Annotated in this window: 24 protein-coding genes; 7 read left to right on the forward strand and 17 right to left on the reverse strand. The window is 45.2% G+C overall.

What is annotated here, in order from left to right; genetic code table 11:
- Window positions 1-58: 58 nt before the first annotated feature.
- Window positions 59-1,363 (reverse strand): inosine/guanosine kinase, encoded by a 1,305-nt coding sequence (locus P4S58_RS08985; protein WP_337163672.1) that lies wholly within the window; start codon window positions 1,361-1,363, stop codon window positions 59-61.
- 262 nt (window positions 1,364-1,625) lie between these two features.
- Between P4S58_RS08985 and mnmA the strand changes: the two genes are divergently transcribed.
- The 3 genes from mnmA (at window position 1,626) to purB (ending at window position 4,896) form a co-directional block, all read left to right on the forward strand.
- Complete coding sequence (mnmA, locus tag P4S58_RS08990; RefSeq protein ID WP_337163674.1) at window positions 1,626-2,747, forward strand: tRNA 2-thiouridine(34) synthase MnmA; 1,122 nt, start codon at window positions 1,626-1,628, stop codon at window positions 2,745-2,747.
- A gap of 11 nt (window positions 2,748-2,758) precedes the next feature.
- Window positions 2,759-3,376 carry a high frequency lysogenization protein HflD gene (gene hflD, locus P4S58_RS08995; RefSeq protein WP_337163675.1) on the forward strand — a complete coding sequence of 206 codons (618 nt, stop codon included), beginning with the start codon at window positions 2,759-2,761 and terminating at the stop codon, window positions 3,374-3,376.
- Between the two features lie 149 nt (window positions 3,377-3,525).
- Window positions 3,526-4,896 (forward strand): adenylosuccinate lyase, encoded by a 1,371-nt coding sequence (gene purB, locus P4S58_RS09000; protein WP_102941640.1) that lies wholly within the window; start codon window positions 3,526-3,528, stop codon window positions 4,894-4,896.
- A 59-nt stretch (window positions 4,897-4,955) separates the two neighbouring features.
- On the opposite strand, the gene P4S58_RS09005 is transcribed toward purB, so the two are convergent.
- The 9 genes from P4S58_RS09005 to htpX all read right to left on the reverse strand — a co-directional run bounded on the left by P4S58_RS09005 (window position 4,956) and on the right by htpX (window position 12,020).
- Window positions 4,956-5,486 (reverse strand): DUF3833 domain-containing protein, encoded by a 531-nt coding sequence (locus tag P4S58_RS09005; protein WP_337164548.1) that lies wholly within the window; start codon window positions 5,484-5,486, stop codon window positions 4,956-4,958.
- On the reverse strand, window positions 5,486-6,043 hold the full coding sequence (locus P4S58_RS09010) for a chalcone isomerase family protein (RefSeq protein WP_102965999.1): 558 nt from the start codon (window positions 6,041-6,043) through the stop codon (window positions 5,486-5,488). Before P4S58_RS09010 ends, P4S58_RS09005 begins: the two co-directional genes overlap by 1 nt.
- Entirely contained in the window at window positions 5,994-6,518 is a 525-nt protein-coding gene (locus tag P4S58_RS09015; protein WP_102967867.1) for a DUF2878 domain-containing protein, read from the reverse strand. The genes P4S58_RS09010 and P4S58_RS09015 overlap by 50 nt, the downstream gene beginning before the upstream one ends.
- Before the next feature lie 2 nt (window positions 6,519-6,520).
- Window positions 6,521-7,762: a cyclopropane-fatty-acyl-phospholipid synthase family protein gene (locus P4S58_RS09020; RefSeq protein ID WP_337163678.1), complete on the reverse strand. Its 1,242-nt coding sequence runs from the start codon at window positions 7,760-7,762 to the stop codon at window positions 6,521-6,523.
- A complete protein-coding gene (locus P4S58_RS09025) occupies window positions 7,686-8,534 on the reverse strand; it encodes a DUF1365 domain-containing protein (RefSeq protein ID WP_337163680.1) in 849 nt (282 codons plus the stop codon). Before P4S58_RS09025 ends, P4S58_RS09020 begins: the two co-directional genes overlap by 77 nt.
- A complete protein-coding gene (locus P4S58_RS09030) occupies window positions 8,534-9,811 on the reverse strand; it encodes an NAD(P)/FAD-dependent oxidoreductase (protein ID WP_337163682.1) in 1,278 nt (425 codons plus the stop codon). The genes P4S58_RS09025 and P4S58_RS09030 overlap by 1 nt, the downstream gene beginning before the upstream one ends.
- Window positions 9,812-9,823: 12 nt before the next feature.
- Complete coding sequence (locus P4S58_RS09035; protein WP_337163683.1) at window positions 9,824-10,549, reverse strand: SDR family NAD(P)-dependent oxidoreductase; 726 nt, start codon at window positions 10,547-10,549, stop codon at window positions 9,824-9,826.
- A complete protein-coding gene (locus P4S58_RS09040; RefSeq protein ID WP_112404731.1) occupies window positions 10,546-10,965 on the reverse strand; it encodes a nuclear transport factor 2 family protein in 420 nt (139 codons plus the stop codon). Before P4S58_RS09040 ends, P4S58_RS09035 begins: the two co-directional genes overlap by 4 nt.
- 188 nt (window positions 10,966-11,153) lie before the next feature.
- Window positions 11,154-12,020, reverse strand: a complete 867-nt coding sequence (gene htpX, locus P4S58_RS09045; RefSeq protein ID WP_042481914.1) for a protease HtpX — start codon at window positions 12,018-12,020, stop codon at window positions 11,154-11,156.
- Between the two features lie 266 nt (window positions 12,021-12,286).
- Here htpX and P4S58_RS09050 point away from each other — a divergent pair, with 266 nt between their 5' ends.
- Window positions 12,287-12,460: a hypothetical protein gene (locus P4S58_RS09050; RefSeq protein WP_167828591.1), complete on the forward strand. Its 174-nt coding sequence runs from the start codon at window positions 12,287-12,289 to the stop codon at window positions 12,458-12,460.
- Between the two features lie 92 nt (window positions 12,461-12,552).
- Here the strand turns inward: P4S58_RS09050 and bioD are convergent, their stop codons facing one another.
- From bioD to bioB, 4 genes are read right to left on the reverse strand one after another with little or no spacing between them, the layout of a single operon-like run.
- Window positions 12,553-13,245: a dethiobiotin synthase gene (bioD, locus tag P4S58_RS09055; RefSeq protein WP_337163687.1), complete on the reverse strand. Its 693-nt coding sequence runs from the start codon at window positions 13,243-13,245 to the stop codon at window positions 12,553-12,555.
- Window positions 13,242-14,045: a malonyl-ACP O-methyltransferase BioC gene (gene bioC, locus P4S58_RS09060; protein ID WP_042481910.1), complete on the reverse strand. Its 804-nt coding sequence runs from the start codon at window positions 14,043-14,045 to the stop codon at window positions 13,242-13,244. The genes bioD and bioC overlap by 4 nt, the downstream gene beginning before the upstream one ends.
- Window positions 14,042-15,196 carry an 8-amino-7-oxononanoate synthase gene (bioF, locus tag P4S58_RS09065; RefSeq protein WP_337163690.1) on the reverse strand — a complete coding sequence of 385 codons (1,155 nt, stop codon included), beginning with the start codon at window positions 15,194-15,196 and terminating at the stop codon, window positions 14,042-14,044. Before bioF ends, bioC begins: the two co-directional genes overlap by 4 nt.
- Complete coding sequence (gene bioB / locus P4S58_RS09070; protein ID WP_042481905.1) at window positions 15,180-16,232, reverse strand: biotin synthase BioB; 1,053 nt, start codon at window positions 16,230-16,232, stop codon at window positions 15,180-15,182. The genes bioF and bioB overlap by 17 nt, the downstream gene beginning before the upstream one ends.
- Window positions 16,233-16,432: 200 nt before the next feature.
- On the opposite strand from bioB, the gene bioA reads away from it, so the two are divergent.
- The 3 genes from bioA to P4S58_RS09085 all read left to right on the forward strand — a co-directional run bounded on the left by bioA (window position 16,433) and on the right by P4S58_RS09085 (window position 22,303).
- On the forward strand, window positions 16,433-17,722 hold the full coding sequence (gene bioA / locus P4S58_RS09075) for an adenosylmethionine--8-amino-7-oxononanoate transaminase (protein WP_337163693.1): 1,290 nt from the start codon (window positions 16,433-16,435) through the stop codon (window positions 17,720-17,722).
- A 286-nt stretch (window positions 17,723-18,008) separates the two neighbouring features.
- Complete coding sequence (locus tag P4S58_RS09080; protein ID WP_337163695.1) at window positions 18,009-19,157, forward strand: efflux RND transporter periplasmic adaptor subunit; 1,149 nt, start codon at window positions 18,009-18,011, stop codon at window positions 19,155-19,157.
- A gap of 8 nt (window positions 19,158-19,165) precedes the next feature.
- Window positions 19,166-22,303 carry an efflux RND transporter permease subunit gene (locus P4S58_RS09085; RefSeq protein WP_337163697.1) on the forward strand — a complete coding sequence of 1,046 codons (3,138 nt, stop codon included), beginning with the start codon at window positions 19,166-19,168 and terminating at the stop codon, window positions 22,301-22,303.
- Window positions 22,304-22,417: 114 nt separating this feature from the next.
- Here P4S58_RS09085 and nirD read toward each other — a convergent pair whose 3' ends face one another.
- Genes nirD through P4S58_RS09100 form a run of 3 tightly spaced genes read right to left on the reverse strand, consistent with a single transcriptional unit; the run spans window position 22,418 to window position 26,084 of the window.
- Window positions 22,418-22,759 (reverse strand): nitrite reductase small subunit NirD, encoded by a 342-nt coding sequence (gene nirD / locus P4S58_RS09090; protein WP_337163698.1) that lies wholly within the window; start codon window positions 22,757-22,759, stop codon window positions 22,418-22,420.
- Window positions 22,760-22,761: 2 nt separating this feature from the next.
- Complete coding sequence (gene nirB / locus P4S58_RS09095; RefSeq protein WP_337164549.1) at window positions 22,762-25,242, reverse strand: nitrite reductase large subunit NirB; 2,481 nt, start codon at window positions 25,240-25,242, stop codon at window positions 22,762-22,764.
- Between the two features lie 14 nt (window positions 25,243-25,256).
- The gene (locus P4S58_RS09100; RefSeq protein WP_337163699.1) at window positions 25,257-26,084 is read right to left on the reverse strand and encodes an ABC transporter ATP-binding protein; all 828 of its coding nucleotides are present in this window, start codon (window positions 26,082-26,084) and stop codon (window positions 25,257-25,259) included.
- Between the last annotated feature and the right edge of the window lie 6 nt (window positions 26,085-26,090).

Consider the following 26,090-nt stretch of genomic DNA (forward strand, 5'->3'; position numbering starts at 1 on the left):
CCTTTTTTATACCTATTATTAAATCATATTGATAGATGTAACTTTATTCAGGCTAGCGTTATCTTTCCCAATATGCTTCTTCTAAGCTATCTTCACGCTCAGGAAGACCTCGAGATAAACGAGGAGAATGCTGAGCTAGCACTTCATAACTTACACGGTTTGCATATTTACAAACTTGTGAGAAAGAAGAATAGGTTAAGAAATTATGTTGGTGCTTACTTGAATTAGGCACATTACCTTTATGATATTTATTGGCTGCCATGTCATGAAGCAATGCAGACAAAGCTGCATCACCTGCCCCATTCGTGTTCTTAATTTTCTCTGGACCACCCATATAAGGTGAAATATGAGAATAAACTCGAGTTGGATTTTCGCAGCTCAGTCTTGTTGCTGGGCGACTAAATTCGAAGCGATTGAACTCTGGAATAGCACCCGGCAATAATGGTAAAGAAGTCTCTCTTTTACTTTCTTCTTCGGTATAACCCGCCATATATAAACCAACAGGCCCTGCGGTACATAAAACTAAATCAACCCAATCTAATGCTTTATCCGATGCCATTAATGGATCACTTTCACCCGTTAATGCTTCTGCTTCATCTTCATTCATTGCAACAACAGAAACGTAATCACGCAAAAATTCTTTCCAATATTTAGGATCATCCTGAATAACGAATTTTGTTCCTAATGTTAATACAACTGGCACGTCATATTTCTTTGCATATTCAATTGCGCGCATTGTAGCTTGTGGCATTGGGTCGCCTTCTTTACAACGAACCAAATATGCGGTGATCACTAACGCAGATGCATTTTTAAATATTTTTTCAGGAATGCTGTCTGGGTGAAGCTTATTCATTTGGCCTTCGCTAATTGCAAAAGTACGCTCACCGTCTTCTGTAATTAAAGCGAAACAACGCCCGATTGCTCCGTCAACACCTTGCAGATAATTTAGATCCATCCGGCTAGAGGTATTACATAAATAACGATAACCGTAGCTGCCAATTTTAATATCTTGGCTCATCACACCCAATAGCGTTGAACGGTCATCGGCTAGCACAGAATAATTGTGCAAGGTATTGCCGATAGTTCCACCCGCAAATTCATTTTTGATTAAACCATTTTGCTTTAACTCAGTGTATAAAGCTTCAGCGGTCTCATCATCAATCACTAAAGAGTGACCTTTGCTCAGGCCATAACGCTCAATGAGTTCGGAATCCACTTTCGCTTCAATATCAACCAAGGTCTGATCAATACCGATAATATGTGTGCGAGATAATCTCTTATTATCTTGCGCTTGGATAACTAATGGATCACGTGCATCGACTGGAAAGTAATGCTTTGACTTACGTTGGCCAGGAAATTTCATAACGATAATTTAGGTGCGTGAGAAGAAAAGAGCCGGAATTTTACCCTGCGTCCAGTAAGGCGGCAACTCAACAAAGGATAGCAAACGTTTACGTGGACAAAGTTTTTTACACAAGAAATTTAGATAACGATTACATTTCTATTTATGGCATCAATAAAGCTTAAATACACCAAATCAGAAGTGTGAACTCAGTCTCTGATCTGTCCTCAAAAAAGTCTTTCTGTTAGAATCTGCGTCCAAGTCAATCAAGTGGTATTAAGTCATGTCAGATAACCGCAACGCAAACAGCCAAAAGAAAGTCATTGTAGGCATGTCAGGTGGCGTTGATTCTTCCGTTTCAGCATATCTTCTTCAACAACAAGGCTATCAAGTAGAAGGCTTGTTTATGAAGAACTGGGAAGAAGACGATAACGAAGAATATTGTACGGCAGCAGAAGATCTTGCCGATGCACAGGCTGTCTGCGACAAACTTGGTATCTATTTACACACGATTAATTTCGCAGCGGAATACTGGGACAATGTGTTCGAATATTTCTTAGCGGAATACAAAGCGGGTCGCACACCAAACCCAGACATTCTTTGTAACAAAGAAATCAAGTTCAAAGCATTTTTAGAGTTTGCAGATGAAGTGTTAGATGCAGACTATATAGCTATGGGTCACTATGTTCGTCGCACCTTCGTAGAAGAAGGTGAAAAGCCACAAATGCTACGTGGTAAAGACAACAATAAAGACCAAAGCTACTTCTTATATACACTGAGCCACGAACAGGTTGCACGCAGTTTGTTCCCGGTCGGTGAATTAGAAAAACCAGAGGTTCGCCGTATTGCTGAAGAGCAAGGTTTAATCACAGCGAAGAAAAAAGATTCAACTGGTATCTGTTTTATCGGTGAGCGCAAATTTACAGACTTCTTGTCTCGCTATTTGCCTGCTCAACCGGGTAAAATTGAAACTCCTGAAGGTAAAGTTATGGGCGAACATCAAGGCCTTATGTACCACACATTAGGGCAACGCAAAGGCTTGCACATTGGTGGTCAAAAAGGTGGCGGCGGTAACGAAGACCCATGGTACGTTGCAGAGAAAGATCTCAAACGTAACGTACTTATCGCAGTACAAGGCGCAGATCATCCGTTATTGAAATCATACGGATTAATGGCTTCACAACTACATTGGGTTGATCGTACGCCAGTGAAAGAAGCGTTCCGCTGCTCAGTGAAGACACGTTACCGTCAAACTGACATTCCTTGTACCGTTATCCCTGTGGATGACAACAACATCAAGGTTATGTTTGATGACCCACAAGTCGCAGTTACCCCAGGACAGTCTGCTGTTTTCTACCAAGGCGATGTATGCCTAGGTGGCGGCATTATTGAACAACGTATTTAAGGAGTATTTACGTGGCTAACACAATTTATGACCGAACTATCGCATTTGCTGGAATTTGCCAAGCTGTCGCTTTAGTGCAAAAAGTAGCGAAAGACGGTTACTGTGATTCAGACGCGTTTGAAACTTCACTGCGTGCAATTTTAGCAACGAATCCAAGTAACACTATTGGTGTTTTCGGTAGCGAAGCTGATTTGAAGGTCGGTCTTGAGTGTCTAGTTAATGGCATAGACAGCACCCCTTCAGGCAGTGCTATTACTCGCTACATAATTAGCTTACTGGCTTTAGAGCGTAAGTTATCCAGTCGTCGAGATGCGATGTCTCAACTGGGTGATCGTATTCAAATGTTCGAACGCCAAGTAGAACATTTTGATTTACTTGATGAACAGATGATCAGCAACTTAGCGAGTGTTTATCTTGATGTAATCAGCCCTATCGGCCCTCGCATTCAAGTTGCAGGGACTCCAGCGGTATTGCAGCAAACTGCTAACCAACAAAAAGTACGTGCACTACTATTATCCGGTATTCGTTGTGCAGTACTTTGGCGTCAAGTCGGCGGCCGACGTCTTCATCTGGTCTTCGGACGCAAGAAGATGGTTGACCAAGCCAAGATATTACTGGCCAGAATGTAATCGTTAGCTCGCACAATGCGAGCTAATTTTTTTGCTCATCGTTTTGAGTAGTAGAAATCTCGCGCAATCGTTTGCGCAATATTCGTGACAATTGCCATTGATACTGGTATAAAGCACACGAAATTTAGAAACCAATTCAGGAGAAGATCATGGAACTGTCAGCATTGACTGCTGTTTCACCAGTAGACGGCCGTTACGGCAGTAAAACTATTGCACTACGCAGTATTTTTAGTGAATTTGGCTTACTTAAATACCGTACTATCGTTGAAATTCGCTGGTTACAGAAGCTTGCAGCAACAGCTGAGATTGCAGAAGTTCCTGCATTCAGTGAAGAAGCAAACAAATTCCTTGATAGCGTTGCAGCAAACTTCAGCGAAGCTGATGCACAACGTATCAAAGATATCGAACGCACAACTAACCACGACGTAAAAGCGGTGGAATATTTCTTAAAAGAAAAAGTTGCTGGCGTTCCTGAGCTTCACGCAGTTAATGAATTCATTCACTTTGCATGCACTTCTGAAGACATCAACAACACTTCTCACGCTCTGATGCTTAAAGAAGCTCGTGATACGGTTATTCTTCCTGAAATCCGTAACATTATTGATGCTATCCGTGGCCTAGCGGTTGAATATCGTGATATCCCACTTCTATCTCGTACTCACGGCCAGCCTGCTTCTCCATCGACTATGGGTAAAGAGATGGCGAACGTTGCGTACCGTATGGAACGTCAATACAAGCAAATCGCGAACGTTGAAATCCTAGCGAAAATCAACGGTGCTGTAGGTAACTACAACGCGCACCTTTCTGCTTACCCAACGGTTGATTGGCACAAATTCAGCGAAGAGTTCGTTACAGAATCTCTTGGCGTAACTTGGAACCCATACACAACTCAAATCGAACCTCACGATTACATCGCAGAGCTATTTGATGCAGTGGCACGTTTCAACACGATTCTTATCGACTTCGACCGTGACGTTTGGGGCTACATCGCTCTAGGTCACTTCAAGCAAAGAACAATTGCTGGCGAAATCGGTTCTTCAACCATGCCACACAAAGTTAACCCAATCGATTTCGAAAACTCAGAGGGTAATTTAGGTCTGGCAAACGCTGTGTTTACTCACCTAGCACAAAAACTGCCTATCTCTCGCTGGCAACGTGACCTTACAGACTCAACGGTACTGCGCAACCTAGGCGTGGGCGTGGGTTATGCAATCATTGCCTACACGTCGACTCTGAAAGGTATCAGCAAGCTAGAAGTGAACCGCGAAGCTCTACTGGCTGAACTGGATAAGAACTGGGAAGTTCTAGCAGAGCCAGTACAAACAGTGATGCGTCGTTACGGCATTGAAAAGCCATACGAGAAGCTAAAAGAGCTCACTCGTGGTAAACGTGTTGACGGTGAAGCAATGCGTAACTTCATTGATGGCCTAGAACTGCCAGAAGAAGAAAAAGCGCGTTTGAAAGAAATGACACCTGCAAGCTATATCGGTCAAGCGATTGAGCTAACTGACAAGCTATAAGCTGTAATTCGATTAAGAAAGGGAGGCACTGCCTCCCTTTTTATTTGCCATAAGTTTATTTATTGACTCTTTTCGAAGAACAGCGTTACCTGCCCCACTTCAATACCAAACTTTTTAATCTTGGTGATGTTAAATACCCGACTCTCATCTTGACGGTAAAGCCAGTCATCAAAAGTCACCTCAATTTCACCATCGTCCATTTTTAACAAGAAATCATACTTCCACTGAAGTGCATTGCCGACTTCCTGCCCGATAGCGTCACCAATAACATCGTCAGCTCGCCCAAGATAGAAACCATTCGACGAACGCTGAATAGCCCAAACCCGTTGGCTCTTCTCGCCATCGTCAAAGACAAAATCTTCGGTCAGTGTCAGAGTGTTGCCGATAATATGCCCTTCAATATCCACTTCAAAGCGTCGAGTCTGCTTGTCAGTATAATCTTGCACCATTCCCCAAGCTTTCGTGTTGCCCTCGAAATAACCGAACAGGTCGAATTTCGGTTCGCTTTGATGATAATCCGATAACTCGGCGCTGCATGCTGTCAATAACAGCAATACTGACGCCACAAAACTCTTTTTAACCCAACTCATCATCGATTCATCCCTAATAGTTGTTGGCGCAAGGTTTGATATTCCGTTTTAGGTGATAACCAAATGGCTAAAAACGCATCATTCAGTGACTCATCGTCTATCGTTCCCACCACTTTCTGTTCACCAACGTTGGAAATATAGACGAACTCACCCTCAGTGCCATCCGTAACATAAATCAGCTTTTCACCAGTTTTCACACTGGGAAATATAGTTGTTAACTTTGGCATCCAAGTGGTTATCTTCTCATCACTGAAACCTTGTTTCTGCCACTGTTCTTCTGTTGCTTCGAGCAACTGAGTACTACTGATATCCCTGAGATAGCGAATTTCCAACGCTATGGGATGCGGTGAAATATCACCCTCTAGTTTGTACTTGCCATCTGGCGAACGTAACTGGGAGGAGTAAATATCCAGCCACAGCCAAGAGAGCGTCGCCTGACCAACAATTGGCCACTGTTGCCATTGACGAACAACATCATTTGTATTTCCCGTTGCGCTGACATTAGCGCTAACGAGTACTATCAGTGTCAGGATTATTGACCGAAACTGAGCAATCATTTGTAAACACCCTCATGATTAACCACGCTACACCAGCCCATTGCACAGTTAATACGACTAGTGAACCTACAACGGATAATGAAAATTCAACCGCTGAAAATTTATATCCAGCCCAGTAACTCAAGGCACCACAGACCCCGACAAACAGCATCACCAAGCCTTTACGGTATTTGCTTAAGTGCGGTACCCATTGTCTTGCGTACCAGACAAACACCAACCAGAGAGCGGCGAGCCACACAGGTACGTGAGCGCTTTTAAATACCAATAGGCCAAATGCGCTATTAAAGGAATCTAAAGCAATTCCTCCGACACCAAGCGCTAATATCCTGCCAATGTCATCACGGCTTGAATAGGCAGCGTAACCTAACGTCACTAGCCCCAAAGCTAAAGTCAGCCACTGAAAGCGCTCCTGTCCCAGAACAGCGAGAAACCAGATTATCTGGAACCAGAGTGATACGACAAATAGGCGCCCCACAGTTAGCCTCGTTGCAGCGTCATATGTATGGTGCTTATGGTTCGCGCGTTAAAGCCACCTTCGCAATAGCAGAAGTAGTAACGCCACATACGAATAAAGCGTTCGTCATAGCCGAGCAGTGACACTTGCTCAAGTGACTGTTCAAAACGCAGCCTCCAGTCTTTCAGGGTTTGAGCATAATCGAGCCCTAAATCAAAAATATCTCTGGTAATCAAATCACTATGCTGAGTAGCCGTTTGAGTCAGCACCGTAACCGACGGTAAAAATCCGCCTGGGAAAATATATTTCTGAATAAAATCAACATTATTGCTGTAATAGTCGTAACGCTGATCGGCGATGGTAATCGCTTGTATTGCCATTAAACCTTTTGGTTTTAGTAACGACTGACACTTCTTGATGTAAGACTTAAGATACTGCTTACCCACTGCTTCAATCATTTCGATAGAAACCAGCTTATCGTACTGACCTTCCAACATTCGGTAGTCTTGCTTAAGTAAAGTGACGCGGTCACCTAAACCTGCGCGCTCAATTTGCTCTTTTGCATAACTGTATTGTTCTTCCGAGATGGTGGTGGTAGTGACATGGCATCCGTAAGTTTGAGCCATGTAAATCGCCATAGCGCCCCAACCGGTACCGATTTCAATCACATGGTCACTCGGTTTCAGTTGTAACTGCTGGCAGAGGCGTTCCATCTTGTTAATCTGCGCTTGCTCTAACGTGTCATTTGGCGATGAGTACAACGCACTTGAGTAGAGCATTCGTTTGTCTAGGAAGGTCTTGTAAAGTTCATTTCCCAAATCATAATGCGCTTCGATGTTTTCTTTGGCCTGATCAACGGAATTTCGTTTGAACCAATGGCCAACCTTATACGCCCACTGCGTCAACCAACTGCTGCGTTGCTCGATTCTGTCTAACGCACTCATGTTTTTCGCCATAAGTTCCATTAGAGCCGTTAGATTTGGGCTATCCCACCAGTCATCCATATACGCTTCTGCGGCTGCAATGCTGCCACCTTTCAATAGTCGCGAATAAAAATCAGGATGTTTAACCCAGATCACTGCATGAGGTTCATCTTGATTTTTATGACCAAACTGCTGCTGATTAGACGCCTGATCAGAAAAAGACTCCACAATCGTTAAGCTGCCGACATCCAAGTACTGCAAACATTTAAATGCAACGTTGCGAGCGCTTTTCTGCCACGCAGATAAGCTGGTTGGCATATCCATAGAAGTCACATTTATCATTGCGTATTCTCCTTACTACGATTGTTTTCTTTTTTTGTGTGTTCGGATGATCATGAATCGGCACACCTTTCATCCATAGTTTCAGCGCATGCAAGTAAATTCCTAATGTCACTTTTATCGCCATAACCGGCGTTTTTGCTAACAAAGCAAGCAAACCTTTGGTGGTAAATTCTTGGCCTTTCATAGCCAGTGTTGCGTCGAATGCTTTACCTTCGCGATGACATTCCAAATGCACCATAAGAGACTCAGTCAACGGCTTTAACTTCCACTGGTACTGCTGATCTATCGGATTAAACGGAGAAACATGAAACGCTTTGTCATGTTGCCAGTTCTCTCCGTCAGCGCCCATTTCAGCCGGTATCGCGTAGTAGTGGCGTTCATTCCAAGGTGTATTGCTGACCTCTGCCAGCAAATAACGCCACTCACCATTTTCGTCATAGATGTAATAAAAATTCACAGGGCTGAAATAGATACCTAAGTAGCGCAAGTGAATCACGGCAAGCACCTTGCCTTCTATTCGGTTGCCCGTGAGTTCAAACACTTTATCTTGTATAGCCTGTTTGAGTTCACCGTCGCCAAGGTAATCTTCACGGCGCAATCTTGCCCAGTGCCACCATTTCTCGCCTAGTCCCCATACTTTTTGCGATAACGAAGTCCATTCATCCAAGTCAATGCAGGGCATAAACAAGGAATAGGTCAACGCATGGTTCTTAGGAGTGAAGCGTCTGTGCCTCACACTGCCTACGAGCAGTTGGCTGTTGAGGGCTGACATTACGCAGCCCCTTTCATCTTGGCTTCATTAACGCGCGCAATATTGGTCACCACATCTAACGCACTTCGTACGCCATCTTCATGGAAACCGTTGTGCCAGTATGCTCCACAGAACCAAGTATGATTTTCTCCGCTGATTTCTGCTTTACGTTGTTGCGCTTTAATCGACTCTTCGGTAAACACTGGATGGTGATAAACAAAGCTGCGAAGAATCTTGTTCGGATCGATGTGCTCACTGCTATTTAGTGACACACAGAAAGTCTCTGGTGCATCAATATGCTGCAAAATGTTCATGTTATAGGTGAGTGAAGGTAAGTGAGAATCCTGCCCTTCATCCCCTCTCAACCAATAGTTCCATGACGCCCAAGCCGCTTTACGCTTAGGCAGCAAATTGGTGTCGGTATGCAAAATGACTTCGTTTGCCTGATAACCAAGCTGAGACAAGATTTGCTGCTCACTTTCTGTTGCGTCTTCCAGCATCGAAAGCGCCTGATCGCTGTGACAAGCAAAAACCACTTCATCGAACCACTCGGTTTTGCCAAGACTTGTCACTTCAACACCACCAGCAGCACGTTTTACTTTGTCGACAGGTGAACTGGTTCGAATACTCTGTTTAAACCCTTGGGTAAGTGGCTCAATGTAGGAGCGAGAGCCGCCTTGAATAACGTTCCATTTAGGACGATTGCTGATATCAAGCAGCCCGTGATTTAAGAAAAAGCGCAGGAAAAACGTTAATGGAAACGCACGCATATCCGCCAGAGACGACGACCAAATAGCTGCGCCCATTGGAAGAATGTAGTTTTCACAGAAATAATGCGAAAAGCCATGATGATTGAGAAACTGCCCAAGAGTTTGCAGATTGACTTCAGACTCCTTGGCTTCTTCTTTGGCTAACTTATTAAAACGCAGAATTTCGGAAATAAAATGATAGAAACGAGGGTTCAGCCAATTACGTTTCTGAGCAAACAGAGTCATGATCGTATGCCCATTGTATTCAAGACCATTCGCATCATTACGAACACTGAAACTCATTTCGGTCGGCGTCGTTGTCACACCTAACTCGGCCATTAAACTAATAAAGTTAGGATATGTACGATCGTTGTAAACAATAAAACCGGTATCTACCGCGTAAGTTTTTCCGCCGAGTTCAACGTCAACCGTCGCTGTATGCCCACCAATATAATCATTGGCTTCAAATACCGTAATGTCATGCTGTTCATGCAGATAGTAACCGCAAGACAAACCAGAAATACCTGTACCAATAATTGCAATCTTCATATTGTTTTCCTTTTAAGACCGAAACAGCAGACCAGTCACTGCGTGCTGCCATGAGTAAGGTAATGACCCCAGTATTCTTAAAATCCAGGTAAATCGTTTGGGGAAATAAATGTTGGACAACCCTTTATCTAAACCTTTCTGAATCGCTTCTGATGCTTGTTCAACGCTGATGAGCATGGGCATAGAAAAGGTATTTTTCGCGGTTAGCGGCGTATCAACGAAACCAGGGAAAATTGTAGATACTTCGACGCCTCGGTCGCGCCAATCCAAGCGTAATGAACGAGCGATGTATCCGACTGCAGCTTTGGATGCACCATAAGCTTCCGCTCGCGGCAGTGCCAGCTCACTGGCGATTGAACTCACCACCGCCACTCTGTGCCCTGAGACTAAATGAGGCTCTATCGCTTCAATAATATTGGTCAAACCGAACACATTGGTTTGAAACACTCGCTCAACCAGTTTCGAATCCATTTCTCCATTATCGATATACTCACAATTGCCCGCATTAAGAAGCCAAAGGTCTGGAGTCAACGGTAAACTGCGCAGCGCATTGAAGGTCTGCACTCGATCCGTAATATCAAACTCGCAAGTCTCAATATTTGAATACGCTTCATCTAGCTTAGCCAAAGATTCTTTATTTCTCCCACAAGCAATAACTTGCCAGCCTCGTTTGGCATAATCCAACGCCAATTGCTGTCCAATGCCAGATGTTGCTCCAGTAATCAGTACCGCACTCATTGGCCCAACCTCCGCTTAATGCTTTTAATGACTCCACCAAGTAAAGGGATGTGCTCGTAAAGCATTTCGCCCAGATCAAAGTAATCTCGGTGGGATATAACCTTGCCGTCGGCAAATTTAAGGTGGCTCATACCATTAACATCAATAGGATTGCCGCCAGATAACTTGGGGTGCTGCAAATGCATGGTCCAAGTGATAAATCCGTCATTGTCAGACTGATGTTGTTCGGCAATTGAAAACTCACATCGCTCAACATTCTGATAAAGGTTAGCAAAATAGCTTTGCAGTGCTTCCAGCCCTTCTATCCGATGCGCCGCATCTTCAAATACCACCTGCTGGTGATAAACCTCTGGCAGCAAATGCAAATTGTCTTTACTGAGCTGCTGATAAAACTGGGCGATAACTTGGATATCCATATTCGCTAAACCTGTACAAATTTATTTTCCGTATAAGTTAAGTGTTAGGATAGCGCACAAAGAAAAGTTGTACAAAAAAATATTTGTACAACTTTTTGTAAGAATTCTTTAGCAGAGAAATTTAACAGTATGCAAGGGAGACAAATGGAAGGCACAAAAAAGCCAGCTAAGAAGCTGGCTTATAAATTTTAAGAATTGCGCAATGCAGCAATACGTTTATCTAGCGGTGGATGGCTCATCAGTAGCTCAGTCATCGTACGCTTACCGTTGATACCGAACGCCATCATAGAACCTTCCAATTGAGGTTCGTAGCTCATCTTCAAGCGCTCTAGTGCCGCAATCATCTTGTGCTTACCCACCAATTGAGCAGCGCCCGCATCAGCATGGAATTCACGATGACGGCTGTACCACATGGTAATGAAGCTTGCTAGGAAGCCTAACACCAATTCAAGCACCATAGAGACACCGAAGTACACCATCATGTTGCTGCCCTGACCTTCTTCGTCACTGTTACGAGAAGCAACAATGTTAGCAATGAAGCGCGACAAGAAGATCACGAATGTGTTCACAACACCTTGCATCAAGGTCATGGTAACCATATCGCCGTTTGCAATGTGGCTAACTTCATGAGCAAGCACAGCTTCGGCCTCATCACGCGTCATGTTATGTAGCAGGCCTGTAGAAACCGCCACTAACGAATCATCACGTTTTGCACCAGTAGCGAATGCGTTCATATCTGGAGAATCGTAAATAGCAACAGTAGGCATACCAATACCTGCTTGCTGCGACTGACGCTTCACAGTTTCCAGCAGCCAGTGCTCCATTTCGTTACGTGGGTTTTCAATTACAACACCACCCACTGAACTCAGAGCCATCCTCTTTGACATTAAGAGTGAAATAAATGAACCGCCGAAACCAAACACGGCTGCCATTACGAGCAATCCAGATAAACTACCCGGTTGCATCCCTGTAGTGGCATAAACAATATTCAAAACAACACTTAGCACCATTACGACGGCTAGGTTGGTTGCCAAGAATAACAATACTCGCTTCATTAATTATCTCCGTTGAGGAAAGCTGACTATTAACCCAAAGCCGGTGAAGTATTCCACACAAAGGCTTCAGGACTTTTCTAATACATAGTGTCTGCGATTTAAAAAACAAGGTTAAGTGTTAAATTGAAACATTTAATGTCAATTATGTGGCTATAATGTAAACAGATCCGATCTCTGTAGAGTTAGACTTTTGTCGTATTGAGGCACAGGTCGAAAGAGATTAAATTCCGAGTAGTGAGAGAGACATCATAACGAAGGATATCATCATGGCTGAAGCTCAAAGTTACAAAATGGCAATCGACCTACTCCGCTGCCATTTAGGCTTAACTGAAGAAGAAGCGAAGTTGCAACTGGGTATTGGTCAAGAACAATCTGTGCAACAACATATCGCTGAAACTCAACAAGCATTCGCTATGCTTGGTTTGAACAAAGAAGTGTAATCAAACAGATTTTAAAAAGGGCTGCATAATCTGCAGCCCTTTTTGTTTTGTCTGTCCCCAAGCTATTTCAGGATACTTGGTTTAGAACCCGACTACGCGAGCTCCTTTTCCATCAAAGGTTCAAGATTGATGTACTTTCCAAGTTCAGTGCGTTTAGCGCTTGGGATATATGGGATTTCGCCAAGTTTCGGCGCATGGATACGAGATTCCAACACCTCAATAATTTCAGCATAGTGCTCGGTGCCCGGGTTAATACGGTTTGCCACCCACCCAACAATTGTCAAACCATCTGCTTCAATACTTTCCGCCGTAAGCAGAGCGTGACTTAAACAACCAAGTTTCACACCCACCACTAATACAACGGGTAGTTTCTCTTGTTTGACCCAAGACGATAAACAATCTGTGTCAGAGACAGGCACTCGCCAGCCACCTGCACCTTCAATCAATACGGTGTCCGCTTTTGTTTTCAGGTAAGCCAGTTTGTCACTCAATACCTTGTAATCAATTGTCAGATTCTCGTGTTTAGCTGCAATGTGTGGCGATGCAGGCAATTCTAGCGCATATGGATTGACGTCGTCATACGGCATTTCTTGTGTCGCTACTTTCATGAGATGAAGAGCGTCAGAGTTTCGTAAACCTTGCTCCGTTCTCTCACAACCCGCCGCTACTGGTTTATAGCCAATTGTTGTAAATCCCTTATTGGCAATCGCTTGCAGTATCGCTTTTGAAGCCACTGTTTTACCAACATCGGTGTCCGTACCCGCAATAAATAATGCATTTATCATCGATAAATTACCCCTAAACAAACCTGATACGTTGCAGGTAAAGAACCTTGCTGACTTCGAAATCGTTCATAGGCCCGCTCTACTTGAATCAGTGCCCGTCTTCCCGTCAACCCCTGAGATCTTGAATGGATATGGTTCGCCCCGATGCCCTTTAGATCGCGCATAAGCTCAAAAGCGCTGTCATACCAAACAATCATCTCGGCCAAGTTTAAGTGATGCTTAGGAATCTCGGCTTGCGCTAACGCAACTTTTACCTGATTGAAAGAGATGAACTCATTAACATGTTGATGAGAATCAATTTTCCGCCATGACTGCTTAAGCTCAGCCAAGGAGCCATCAAGCAACGTAGAAAAGTAACCACGACCTAATGGTTTGAGTACTCGTCGTATTTCCGCCAGAGGCGTAGATAAATCATCACACCACTGAAGAGCCAGACTTGAAAAAACAATATCAAACTCGCCAGAAGGAAAAGGCAGTTCTTCCGCATCGGCATGAACATACGTGACCGAATCCTCACCACAACGCTCTCTCGCCTGCTCAAGCATAGCCGGAGAGAGATCGGCGCACACCACATTCGCCCCTAGCTGCTTAAGTTGTTGTGAAAAGTAACCCGTCCCGCAGCCCAAATCGAGAACCCGAAGCCCAGATAAATCTGCGGGTAGCTGCTTTAATAAGCGATGACCAACATCGCGCTGAAATGCCGCGTGTTTATCATAGGTCGCGGCGGCTTTGCTAAAGGCGCTTGAAATAGCAGATTTATCTTTGCTTTCAATCTCTGAGTGTAAGGCAAGTTCACTCATTTGTTTGACTCCATACACTGAGATAAAGCGTTGGCTAACGCCGTGATATCTTCGATACTGTGATTGGCCGTCAGCGTGATACGTAATCGAGCTGAGCCTTCAGGAACCGTTGGCGGGCGAATAGCTGTCATCCAAAAGCCCTTATCTTTAAGTTGTCGCGCAACGTTAAGTGCCTGTTGAGATTTACCCAAAATAAAAGGTTTGATCGGTGTAGATGTCGCGACATAGCCGTCAGCTGACTGCAATAGTTCATCATAAACCTGAGACAGCTCATGAAGCTTTTCGCGTCGCCAATGCTGAGTCTGAATCATGCCAACGGCGTGAGTAATGGCATAAGCCTGCGCTGGAGGGATAGCTGTCGAATAAACATGATGTCGTGCGAACTGAGTCAGATAGTTCCCCATTTCTTCACTGCACAGAATAGCCGCGCCCGAGAGTCCAAATGCTTTGCCGAACGTCACTACCAGTATCTCGGGATGAATACCCGCTGCATTGCAACTGCCGGCTCCATCTTCGCCTAAAACGCCCACACCATGAGCATCATCGACCATCAACCAAGCATTGTTTCGTGTTAGCTGATGAATTTCTTTCAATGGAGAGCTGTCGCCATCCATACTAAAGACGCCTTCCGTCACCACCAACGCATTTTGGTCACCAGAGAGCAGTTGAGATAGGTGTTGGAGATCGTTGTGCTTAAAGCGCTTCATTGCTGCTTGGCAAAGCATCCCAGCTTCCATTAATGAAGCATGATTTAGCTTATCTTGTAGCAGTAAATCGTCTTTACGCATCAAAGTAAAAAGCAACGCCTGATTAGCACTGAAGCCAGAGCCAAACAATACTGCTCTTTCGTAGCCCAGCCACTCACATAGCGAGCTCTCCAAACTGGCATGCGCCGCTGAGAAACCTGTCACCAAAGGAGAAGCACCACTTCCTGCGCCATAAATATCCAGTCCGACTTGCCACGCACGCGTCAGCGCTTTATCACTGGCAAGCCCCAGATAGTCATTGCTGGAGAAGTTGATAAACTCAGTGTCACCACACTGAGTTGAGACCTGATTTCCGCCTTCTAGCACCTGAAGCGAGCGAGTTAAACCGAGATTTTCCCGTTCGAGCAATGCACCTTGAACGCGAGATCTAAACTGTTGCGTCATAGAATAAATCGTCTGCAGTTGGACGAGAGGCAACGCGTTCTACTACGCGATCAAGAAGCTCATTCTCAGCGATTTCATCCGGTTTCTGCGCTACTTGCTGGCTGTTAATTCCAAGCTTTTTAAACAACAACATATCGCTGTCTTCTGCTGGGTTTGGTGTGGTTAATAACTTGCAACCGTAGAAGATTGAGTTTGCGCCCGCCATAAAACACAGCGCCTGCATCTGCTCGTTCATTTTTTCGCGCCCTGCCGATAAACGCACCGCAGACTTAGGCATCATGATGCGAGCGACCGCGATCAAACGAATAAAGTCAAACGGTTCAACATCTTCAACCTCTTCCAGCGGCGTACCTTTTACTTTCACCAGCATGTTAATTGGCACACTTTCAGGGTGAACCGATAAGTTAGCCAGTTCAACAAGCAAACCCGCGCGGTCGTTTGTGCTTTCGCCCATACCAATAATGCCACCGGAGCAGATTTTCATCCCTGCTTCGCGCACGTGAGAGAGCGTATCTAATCGATCCTGATAAGTACGGGTTGTGATGATGTTTCCGTAATACTCAGGAGAGGTATCAAGGTTGTGGTTGTAATAATCCAAGCCAGCTTCAGCCAGTTCACTCGCTTGTTCTGCATTCAACATTCCCAGAGTCATACAGGTCTCCAGACCCATATTTTTCACACCTGAAATCATCTCTTTAAGGTATGGCATATCTCTACTTTTCGGGTTTTTCCACGCGGCACCCATACAGAAACGTGTTGAACCTGAATTTTTCGCTTTCTGCGCGGCATCAAGTACTCGCTCAACTTCCATTAAGCGTTCTTTCTCCACATCGGTACGATAATGCGCGCTTTGAGGACAATACTTGCAGTCTTCAGGGCAAGCGCCGGTTTTAATCGACAACAAGGTACTCACTTGAACATGGTTGTGAGGCTGGTACTGACGATGAACCAACTGAGCTTCGAAAAGCAGATCCATAAAAGGTTTTTCAAGCAGTGTTTTTACTTCAGACACTGTCCAGTTGTGACGAATTTCCACGTGTAATCCTTATTGATAATTATTGTTCTGTGCCTTTCTCACTGAGGGCTCTTATCTCGCTTAACTCGCCGATCAAAAACCGAACGCTTCTAGGCATTTATGCTTGGTTAGTCTAACGACACGCGATAAACTGTCAACACAATAGATCTCACAAAGTTTACGTTAGATTATTTTTTAATCACATTAATTGCGAGTTTAGAATGGACTTAACCTTTGATCGCCAGCATATATGGCATCCTTACACTTCAACGTTGACACCTCTGACCTGCTACCCCGTGACACATGCAGAAGGTGTTCATCTCTATTTAGAGCAAGGGGAACAACTGGTTGATGGCATGTCTTCCTGGTGGTCAGCGATACACGGTTACAACCACCCTCTGCTTAATCAGGCGGCGCATCAGCAGATTGATAAGATGTCTCATGTGATGTTTGGCGGGATAACCCACCAGCCAGCAATTGATGTGTGCAAAAAACTCCTTTCACTTGCTCCAAGTAATATGCAGCAAGTCTTTCTGGCAGATTCAGGATCTGTTGCTGTAGAAGTCAGCCTGAAAATGGCGTTGCAGTATTGGCACGCCAAAGGGGAAAGCCGCTCAAAATTCCTGACACTACGCCACGGATATCATGGTGATACCTTTGCTGCGATGTCTGTAACTGACCCCGACAACTCCATGCACAGCCTTTATAAAGGCTTTCTTCCTGAGCACATCTTTGCAAACTCACCACAAGGCAACTTTTGGCAAGAGTGGGATGAGTCCGATATTGAAGATTTTCGTCATAAGCTGATCCAACATCACCAGCAAATAGCCGCTGTGATACTTGAACCAATCGTGCAAGGTGCCGGCGGGATGCGTATCTATCACCCAGAATTTTTGCGCCAAGTTCGACAGCTTTGTGATGAATTCAACCTGCTGTTGATATTGGATGAAATCGCGACCGGATTTGGCAGAACGGGGAAATTGTTTGCGTGTGAACACGCCGATGTACAGCCAGACATTCTTTGTGTAGGCAAAGCATTGACTGGTGGCTATATGACTCTTTCTGCCACTCTGACCACGCAAAAAGTTGCCGATACGGTTTGTGGCGGTGAAGCAAGTTGCTTTATGCATGGCCCAACGTTTATGGGTAACCCGCTCGCTTGCGCTGTAGCTTCAGCCAGCTTAGACATCATTGCCACGGAACAATGGCAAAAGCAGGTTAAACAGATTGAGACTTTCTTTGCCGAGGAGCTGGTGCAGTTTGAGTCGTACTCTGAAGTGAAACAGGTTCGTTATTTAGGCGCTATAGGAGTTATTGAAACCCATCATCCTGTCCACATGGAGAATATTCAGGCTCTGTTTGTTGAGATAGGTGTATGGATTCGTCCATTTGGCCGCTTGATTTACATTATGCCACCATACATTAGCCAGCCTGAACACCTGCACAAACTGCTTAACGCCATTAAAGCAGCATTGCTGGAGCCCGCCTGTTTTACCCGAAATGAGAATTAAACTTTCCAAATTGGCAAGTACGGTTTTCCTGACGAAATTGCAAAACTGAACATTATCGGACATTTCTAACCCCTCCTTTTCTTTAATATTGCCCCCAAAGCGAATTGTAACTTTCTATTACATACTCGATTCGCAAAAACAATAAAAAGCAAAAGCTTCTGACTTAGCGTTGAACTACTCATCGCTAAGACGGAAGTTAACCCCGTTGTCTATTCAAAACAGGCTCATCCAATGACAGCAAAAAGCTGCGTTAAGAGAATAACCATCAAACCTACAGGTCCTAATAATGAGATTCGACAACAAGTATGTCCTAACTTCTACAGCTATTGTTTCCCTACTTCTATTGGGCTGTAAGGACGTCACACAAAAACAGCAAGTTGCCGCGCCTATCGTCGAAACGGTGACAATGCAGGCTTCGGAAATTACGCCTTACCATTCTTTTATTGGCAGAACGGTCGCTGAAAATGACATCGATATTATGCCAAGAGTGAATGGTGAACTGACTGAAGTTCACTTTAAAGATGGCGATATGGTGGAGAAAGATCAGGTATTGTTCCAAATCGATCCTCGTCCATATAAAGCTGCACTCGCATACGCGAAAGCTTCATTACAAAAAGCGCAGGCAGAACTCTCTCTTGCTAACCGCGAAGCAGACAGAGCGAAGAAGCTGATTAAAGACAAGAGCATCAGTGAACAACAGTACGATGATGCCATCGCTAAACTGGCGACAGCAACAGCCTCTGTGAAAGGTGCGGAAGCCTCGTTACTTTCATCGCAGCTAGACCTTGAATTTTCAACCATCCGCGCTCCTTTTTCAGGTCGTGTCGGATTTAGCAACTACCGTGTGGGTGACCGCATCACAACATTGCAGTTAAAACCTTTAGTCTCCCTGACACAAATCGACCCTATCCACTTTCGATTCAATATTGATGAAAAACTTTATCGACGTATACGCAACGTTGTCGATGCAGTAAGAGCCGAAGACGGCAAACTCGATGTCGACTTAGACCTAAATTTATCTGACGGCAGTGAATACCCAGCAGACGGTAAAATTTACGCAGTAGGCAACAAAATCGACCTTGATACAGGTTCAATTCAAGCCGAAGCCACCTTTGCCAATACCAAATACTCACTGATGCCGGGTGAGTACGGCAACCTAACCATTAGCTTGAAAGGCAAAACCATCGAAGGGTTACTTGTCCCTGCCGCATCAGTGCAGCAAGACCAGTCTGGTGACTACGTCATGGTGGTAAACAGCGACAATGTCGTGGTGCGCCGTGAAATCGACTTGGGGCAAACATACGGAACCAACAAAGCAGTGACCGCCGGACTAGCTGAAAACGAAAAAGTGATTGTGAAAGGATTACAGAAAGTTCGTGTCGGTATGAAAGTACAAGCCAACGATGTCACCGTTCCAGCGAATAAAGCGAGTTAGGCATAATTATGTTAAGTAAATTTTTTATCTATCGACCTAAGTTTGCACTGGTTATTTCGCTGGCGATGACACTAATGGGGCTTATCGCTCTGAAAGTATTGCCAGTTTCTGAATATCCACAAATTTCTCCTACCGTGATTACCGTCAGTACTATGTATCCCGGTGCAAGTGCTGATGTGGTGAAAAAAACCGTTGCACAGCCAGTTGAGGCGAAGGTGAACGGGGTTGAAGACATGATCTACATGTCTTCCGTTATCGGGAATGACGGTTCATATACCTTGCGCGTCTACTTTCGAGTTGGCGCAGATGGCGATATGGCGCAAGTTCGAGTCAACAACCTTGTCTCTCAAGCGTCTTCCTCTCTGCCGCAAGAAGTTAACCAAATCGGTGTTACTGTTCGTAAGAAATCTTCCGACATGCTTGGCGTTATCACTTTGCGTTCACCAAAGCAGACACACGACAGTATCTACCTTTCCAACTACGCTGACCTGAATATCGTTGAACGCTTAAAACGTATTGAAGGGATGAGTGATATTACCCTGTTGGGTAAAAAAGACTATTCGATGCGTGTTTGGCTGCAACCCAACAAACTGGCGTCGCTAAAGCTGTCGGCATCGGATGTGATTGGAGCAATCAAAACGCAAAACGTACAGGTCGCAGCCGGTAAAATTGGTGGTATGCCTGCTCCAGACGAACAACAACATCAGTACGTTTTACAGGTGAAAGGGCGATTACAAACCGCAGAAGAATTTGAAAACATCGTCGTTAAAGCCAATGCGAATGGTTCATTAATCCGTCTAAAAGACGTGGCGCGCATTGAAGTCGGCGCTCAGGGCTATGAAGCCGATGGCCGAATGAATAACGAGCCAGCCGCTGTGCTTGCACTCTATCAGTTACCGACTGCCAATGCGTTGGAGGTAATGGAACGCATTAAAGAAGCGATGAAACAGTACGAACGTTCATTCCCTGATGACCTCGTGTATGACATTGCGTACGACTCAACCGAGTACGTAGAAACATCGATCGATGAAGTTTATGAGACGCTGATTATTGCCGTGTTGCTGGTGACATTGGTGGTCTACGTGTTCCTGCAAAACTGGCGTGCAACCATTATCCCAACGCTGGCGATTCCAGTTTCAATCATTGCGACCTTTGCCGTAATGGGCGTTATGGGTATGACCATCAATACCATTTCGTTATTTGGTCTGATTCTCGCCATCGGTATCGTGGTGGATGACGCCATCATCGTGGTCGAAAACGTGGAAAGGGTCATACATGAAGAGCACCTAGATCCTATTCCCGCCACTATCCAAGCAATGAAAGAAGTTACGGGGCCTGTACTGGCGACGACTCTGATCCTTCTTGCTGTGTTTGTTCCGGTTGCCTTGCTACCGGGAATTTCAGGAAAAATGTTTAACCAGTTCGCAGTTACCATCTGTGTGTCGGTATTGATTTCGGCCGTGAACGCGCTAACACTGACACCAGCCCTATGTGCTTTGATGCTGAAGTCAGAACATTCTACGCCTATCGCTCCGCTGCGTGCATTTAACCGTGGTTTTGAAGCGATTACATCTAAGTACCGAGGACTTGTGGGCTTTCTTGGTCAACGCATGTTGCTGAGCATAGCGATTTATGGCGCTTTAATTGCCACACTGGCCTTTAGCTTTATGCAGATCCCTTCAGCTTTCGTTCCAAACGAAGATAAAGGCGTATTTATGGTTGAAATGCGCTTGCCTGACGCAGCGGCTTTGCAACGTACAGCGCCATTGATGGAAAAATACGTAAATGAGCTCCGCCAGCTCGACGGCGTAGAAAACGTGGTTTCTGTGGCGGGCTTCTCGGTGATTAATATGGCTGCGATTCCCAACTCAGGTATGTTGATCATCAAACTGGATAACTGGAGCAAACGTAAAGATCCGGCTTTACATCAACGTGTTCTGATGCAAAAAGTGGGACAGATGCTTAATGCCAACCCAGATGCAGCGTCATTTGTGTTTGCAACTCCTGCGATTAAAGGCATGGGCGCGGTTGATGGCTTCAACTTGATATTGCAGGACAACTTAGGTCGTTCTCCTCAAGAATTGGCGAGCACGACCGCGGATTTCGTAGCAAAAATAAACCAGCTGCCAGAAGTAGCGAGAGCATTCTCAATCTTCCGCGCCAATATTCCGCAGCGTTTTATTGATGTCGACCGAGATAAAGCCATCTCATTGGGCGTGCCATTGAATGAAATATTCTCCACCTTACAATCACAACTGGGCGGGGCCTATATTTCCGATTTCAATAAATTTGGTCGTTCATATCAGGTAAAAGTTCAAGCAGAACAACAATATCGCGACAATATTGATGATATCGGTCGTCTCTATGTGCGCAGTGCGACAGGAAACATGGTGCCACTAGGTACACTGATAAAAATCAAACCTATTTTTGGCCCGGATACGCTTTCAAACTACAACATGTTCAGTGCAGCAACCGTCAATGGTGCGCCAGCCGCAGGCTTCAGTTCCGGTGATGTGGTTAAAGCGATTGAGAAACTGGCTGCAGAAGAACTGCCAAGCGGCTATTCGTACGAATGGTCAGGTATGACCTATCAAGAACTGAAAGCTGGCAACATGGCACCGATTGCCTTTGCGCTCTCTTTGATATTCACCTACCTGTTCTTGGTTGCTCAGTATGAGAGTTGGACCATTCCGGCAGCGGTAATGATGGCAGTGCCAATTGCAGTATTAGGCGCGGTTGCCGCATTGATCATGGCAGGCCAAGCGTTCGACCTTTATGTACAGATAGGTGTGGTGATACTGATAGGTATGTCCGCCAAGGTAGCGATTTTGATTGTTGAGTTCGCTAAAGTTCTGCGCGAAAACAGAGGGCTATCAATCCTTGAGGCGGCGATGGAAGCGGCTCGAATCCGTTTCCGAGCGGTGCAGATGACCGCGTTTGCATTCATTTGGGGGGTATTCCCACTGGTAATCGCTTCCGGCGCTGGTGCGGCATCACGTCACTCACTCGGCTTCGCTGTGTTTGGTGGTATGATCTTATCCACCTTTGTTGGCACGCTACTCACCCCAGTGTTCTTCGTGATGATGCAGACGCTGCGTGAGAAGTTTAAGAAAAAACCTAGCGTTGTTGTTGACGACAAATATTAAATAATAAGGGCGTCTTACCTAAGTAAGACGCCCTTATCTTTGCTATATGCCACCTAAATTCGCGATTAAACGCTCTTAATTCAAGACTTTTAACCGTTCGCTAGTCACTGGTATTTAGGCCGCAGCAACGTTTGAATTTGCCAGATACACTTCCCCATCGTCTATGTAAACAGACCATGTTTTTAGCTGGAATTCTGGCTTCTCAACACATTCGCCCGTTTCGAGTTTAAAATGTTGTTTATACAGCGGTGAGGCAACACAAATCTCACCATTCACATCACCGACGATACCGCGACTGATCACATTCGCCTGACCAATCGGATCCCAGTTCTGAACTGCAAACACTTTCTGCTGGGTATGAGGAATCAAGAACAGTGCAACCTGCTCACCCCCAATTAACGCTCCGCAACCTTGTAAAGGCATCAGTTCATCCAGTCTACAAATACGTTCCATCATAATTAAAGCTCCTGAACTACTGGGATACGCTGTTCGCGTATACGTTGATAAGGCAGCGCCATGCTTCCCTCTTGGTGGTTAATAAACGGACGGAATTTACGCAGTTTCTCTTCCGATTCAACCGTGCTCTTCCATTCACACTGATAGGAATTAATGACATGTGACATTTGCTGCTCTAACTGTTGACACAACTCTAGAGAGTCTTCAATCACGACTTGTTTCAGATACTCTAGTCCGCCCTCTAAACTCTCCAGCCATACTGATGTACGTTGCAGTTTATCTGCGGTGCGCACATAGAACATGAGTACGCGGTCAATCAGTGCAATCAGCTGCTCTTTTGATAGATCGGATGCCAGTAAATCGGCGTGACGAGGGCGCATACCACCATTACCACAAACGTAAAGGTTCCAGCCGTTTTCAGTGGCAATCACACCAATGTCTTTGCTTTGTGCTTCAGCACATTCACGAGTACAACCCGATACGGCGAATTTGAGTTTGTGTGGTGAACGTAGACCCTTGTAGCGATTTTCCAGTTCTATCGCCAAACCTACCGAGTCATCCACACCATAGCGACACCAAGTAGAACCGACGCAAGATTTCACCGTACGCAGAGACTTGCCGTAAGCATGCCCAGTTTCAAAACCAGCGTTGATCAGTTCACGCCAGATTTCAGGTAACTGTTCCATTTGCGCGCCAAACAAATCAACCCGTTGCCCACCGGTGATCTTGGTATAAAGGTCGTATTTCTTAGCCACTTCCCCCAGTACAATCAGTTTGTCCGGTGTAATTTCTCCACCCGGAACACGCGGCACAATGGAGTAAGAACCGTCTTTCTGCATGTTTGCCATGAAAGCATCATTGGTATCCTGCAAACGACTGAGTTGCGGTTCCATAATATGTTCGTTCCACAGGGAAGCGAAAATTGACGCCGCAGTTGGCTTACATAAATCACAACCTAAACCGTGCCCGTGTTTTTCCAGTAGGGTATCGAAATCTTTAATCTCTTCAACCTGACAGATATGGAACAGCTCTTGGCGTGAATATTCAAAATGTTCGCAAACGTGGTTGTTCACTTCCATCCCCATCGCCACCAGCTCTGCATCGAGAACCGATTTCACCATACTTGAACAACCACCACAGCCAGTACCCGCTTTAGTTACCGCTTTGAGATCATTCAACTCTACCGCACCTGCATGAATGGCATTAACTAGCGCACCTTTCGTCACGTTATGGCAAGAACAGATCATGGTGTCATCAGAGACTTCACCACTGAGCGAAGAGGTATCAAACAGCAGATAAGCAGGATGTTCCGGCAATACCGTTTTGTTTAAATAAGCTTGCAGCAACGCATCGTAGTCAGAGTTATCACCGACAAGAATGGCACCTAAAAGCTGAGTGCCACTTTGATCAACCACCAGCTTTTTATAACTGCCGGTGCAGGTGTCCTGCAAAACAAGCTCTTGAGCGCCTTCCGTTTGCATTTGCGCGTCACCGATAGATGCCACATCCACACCCAACAGCTTCAACTTGGTACTCATATCTGCGCCGGTGAAATCGCCGCCCTGCCCCATAATTTGACCAGCAACCGCACGAGCCATTGCATACCCCGGAGCAACCAAGCCAAAGATGCGTTGTTGCCATAATGCACACTCACCGATGGCGTAGATGTTTGCATCGCTGGTTTGGCAACTATCATTAATCACAATACCGCCACGTTCACCGATTTCTAATCCACATTGGCGAGCCAGTGCATCTTGCGGGCGAATACCTGCCGAAAAGACAATCACGTCCACTTCCAAAGGTTCTGCATCTTTAAACACCATACGGTGTTTTGCTGTTTCACCATCAATAATTTTTTCTGTCGCAGTGGATGTATGAACGGTTAAGCCGAGCTTTTCGATTTTCTCTTTAAGAATCGTACCCGCACCATCATCCAACTGCACTGGCATTAAGCGGGGCGCGAATTCGATGACATGCGTTTCCACACCCAAAAGACGCAACGCGTTTGCGGCTTCTAAACCCAGCAAACCACCGCCAATCACCGCGCCCGTTTTTGCTTTATCACAAGCGTTACGAATCGAAGACAGATCATCCAAAGTTCGATAGACAAAAATACCGTCACGCTCATGGCCCGGCACTGGCGGAACAAACGGGTACGAACCCGTTGCTAGCACAAGCGAGTCGTAACCCAGAACATCATCACCATCTAAAATAACACTCTTTTGAACGCGGTTAATCGCCGTCACTTCACTGCCTAAAATCAGATTGATGCCATGTTTTTGATACCACTCTTCACTGCTTAGCATTAAGTCTTCATGAGACTTACCTGAAAACAGAGAAGAGAGTTGTACTCGGTCATAGGCGATAAACCGCTCTTCACCAATCACTGTAATACGTTTTTCTAAATGAGCTTGCTGCTCAACCAATTTCGCAACAAGGTGATGTCCCACCATTCCGTTGCCGACAATAACGATATGTTCCATCATGAGACTCTTCCTTAAGCCGTTTTTGCCATAGGAGCAGCGACTTTTTGAGCTGCTTCTGTTTTGGTTTGCTTTTCATACAAAAAGCGCAGTACCGATTGACGATATTTTTGATACGTCGGGTTGTCTGCCAACGCGACTCGGTCACGTGGTCTTGGTAGATCAATCTCAAGCACTTCGCCCACCGTGGCCGCGGGGCCATTGGTCATCATGACGATTTTGTCTGACAGCAATACAGCTTCATCCACATCGTGAGTAATCATGATGACAGTGTTATTCAGCTCTGCCTGAATCTTCATCGTTGCGTCTTGCAAACGTGCACGAGTCAATGCATCCAGTGCGCCAAATGGCTCATCCATCAACAACACTTTCGGTTGCAACGCCAGTGCACGAGCAATACCAACGCGCTGCTTCATACCACCTGAAATTTCATCCGGCTTCTTATCTGCTGCATGATCCATTTGAATCAAATTCAGGTAGTGTTCCACCTGCTCTTTAATCCAACTTTTCGATTTACCTTTGGCGATTTGTTTCACCGCCAGTTCAACGTTTTGATACACGGTCAACCAAGGCAATAAAGAATGGTTCTGGAATACAACGGCACGCTCAGGTCCCGGTCCATCAACCTCGCGACTATCCAGAATTACACCTCCATCGGTTGGGTTATGCAGCCCAGCGACAAGGTTTAACACGGTTGACTTACCACAGCCTGAGTGACCGATAAGTGAAATAAACTCGCCTTTTTGGATTTGCAGATTGACGTTTTTCAGTGCCACAAATTCACCTTGTGGCGTCGGGAAACGCATGCCGAGTTGTGATAGATCTAAAAATGCTTTTGACATGAAATT

This window comes from Vibrio sp. Hal054, from assembly GCF_037162405.1.
GTDB classification, from domain to species: Bacteria; Pseudomonadota; Gammaproteobacteria; order Enterobacterales; family Vibrionaceae; genus Vibrio; species Vibrio diazotrophicus.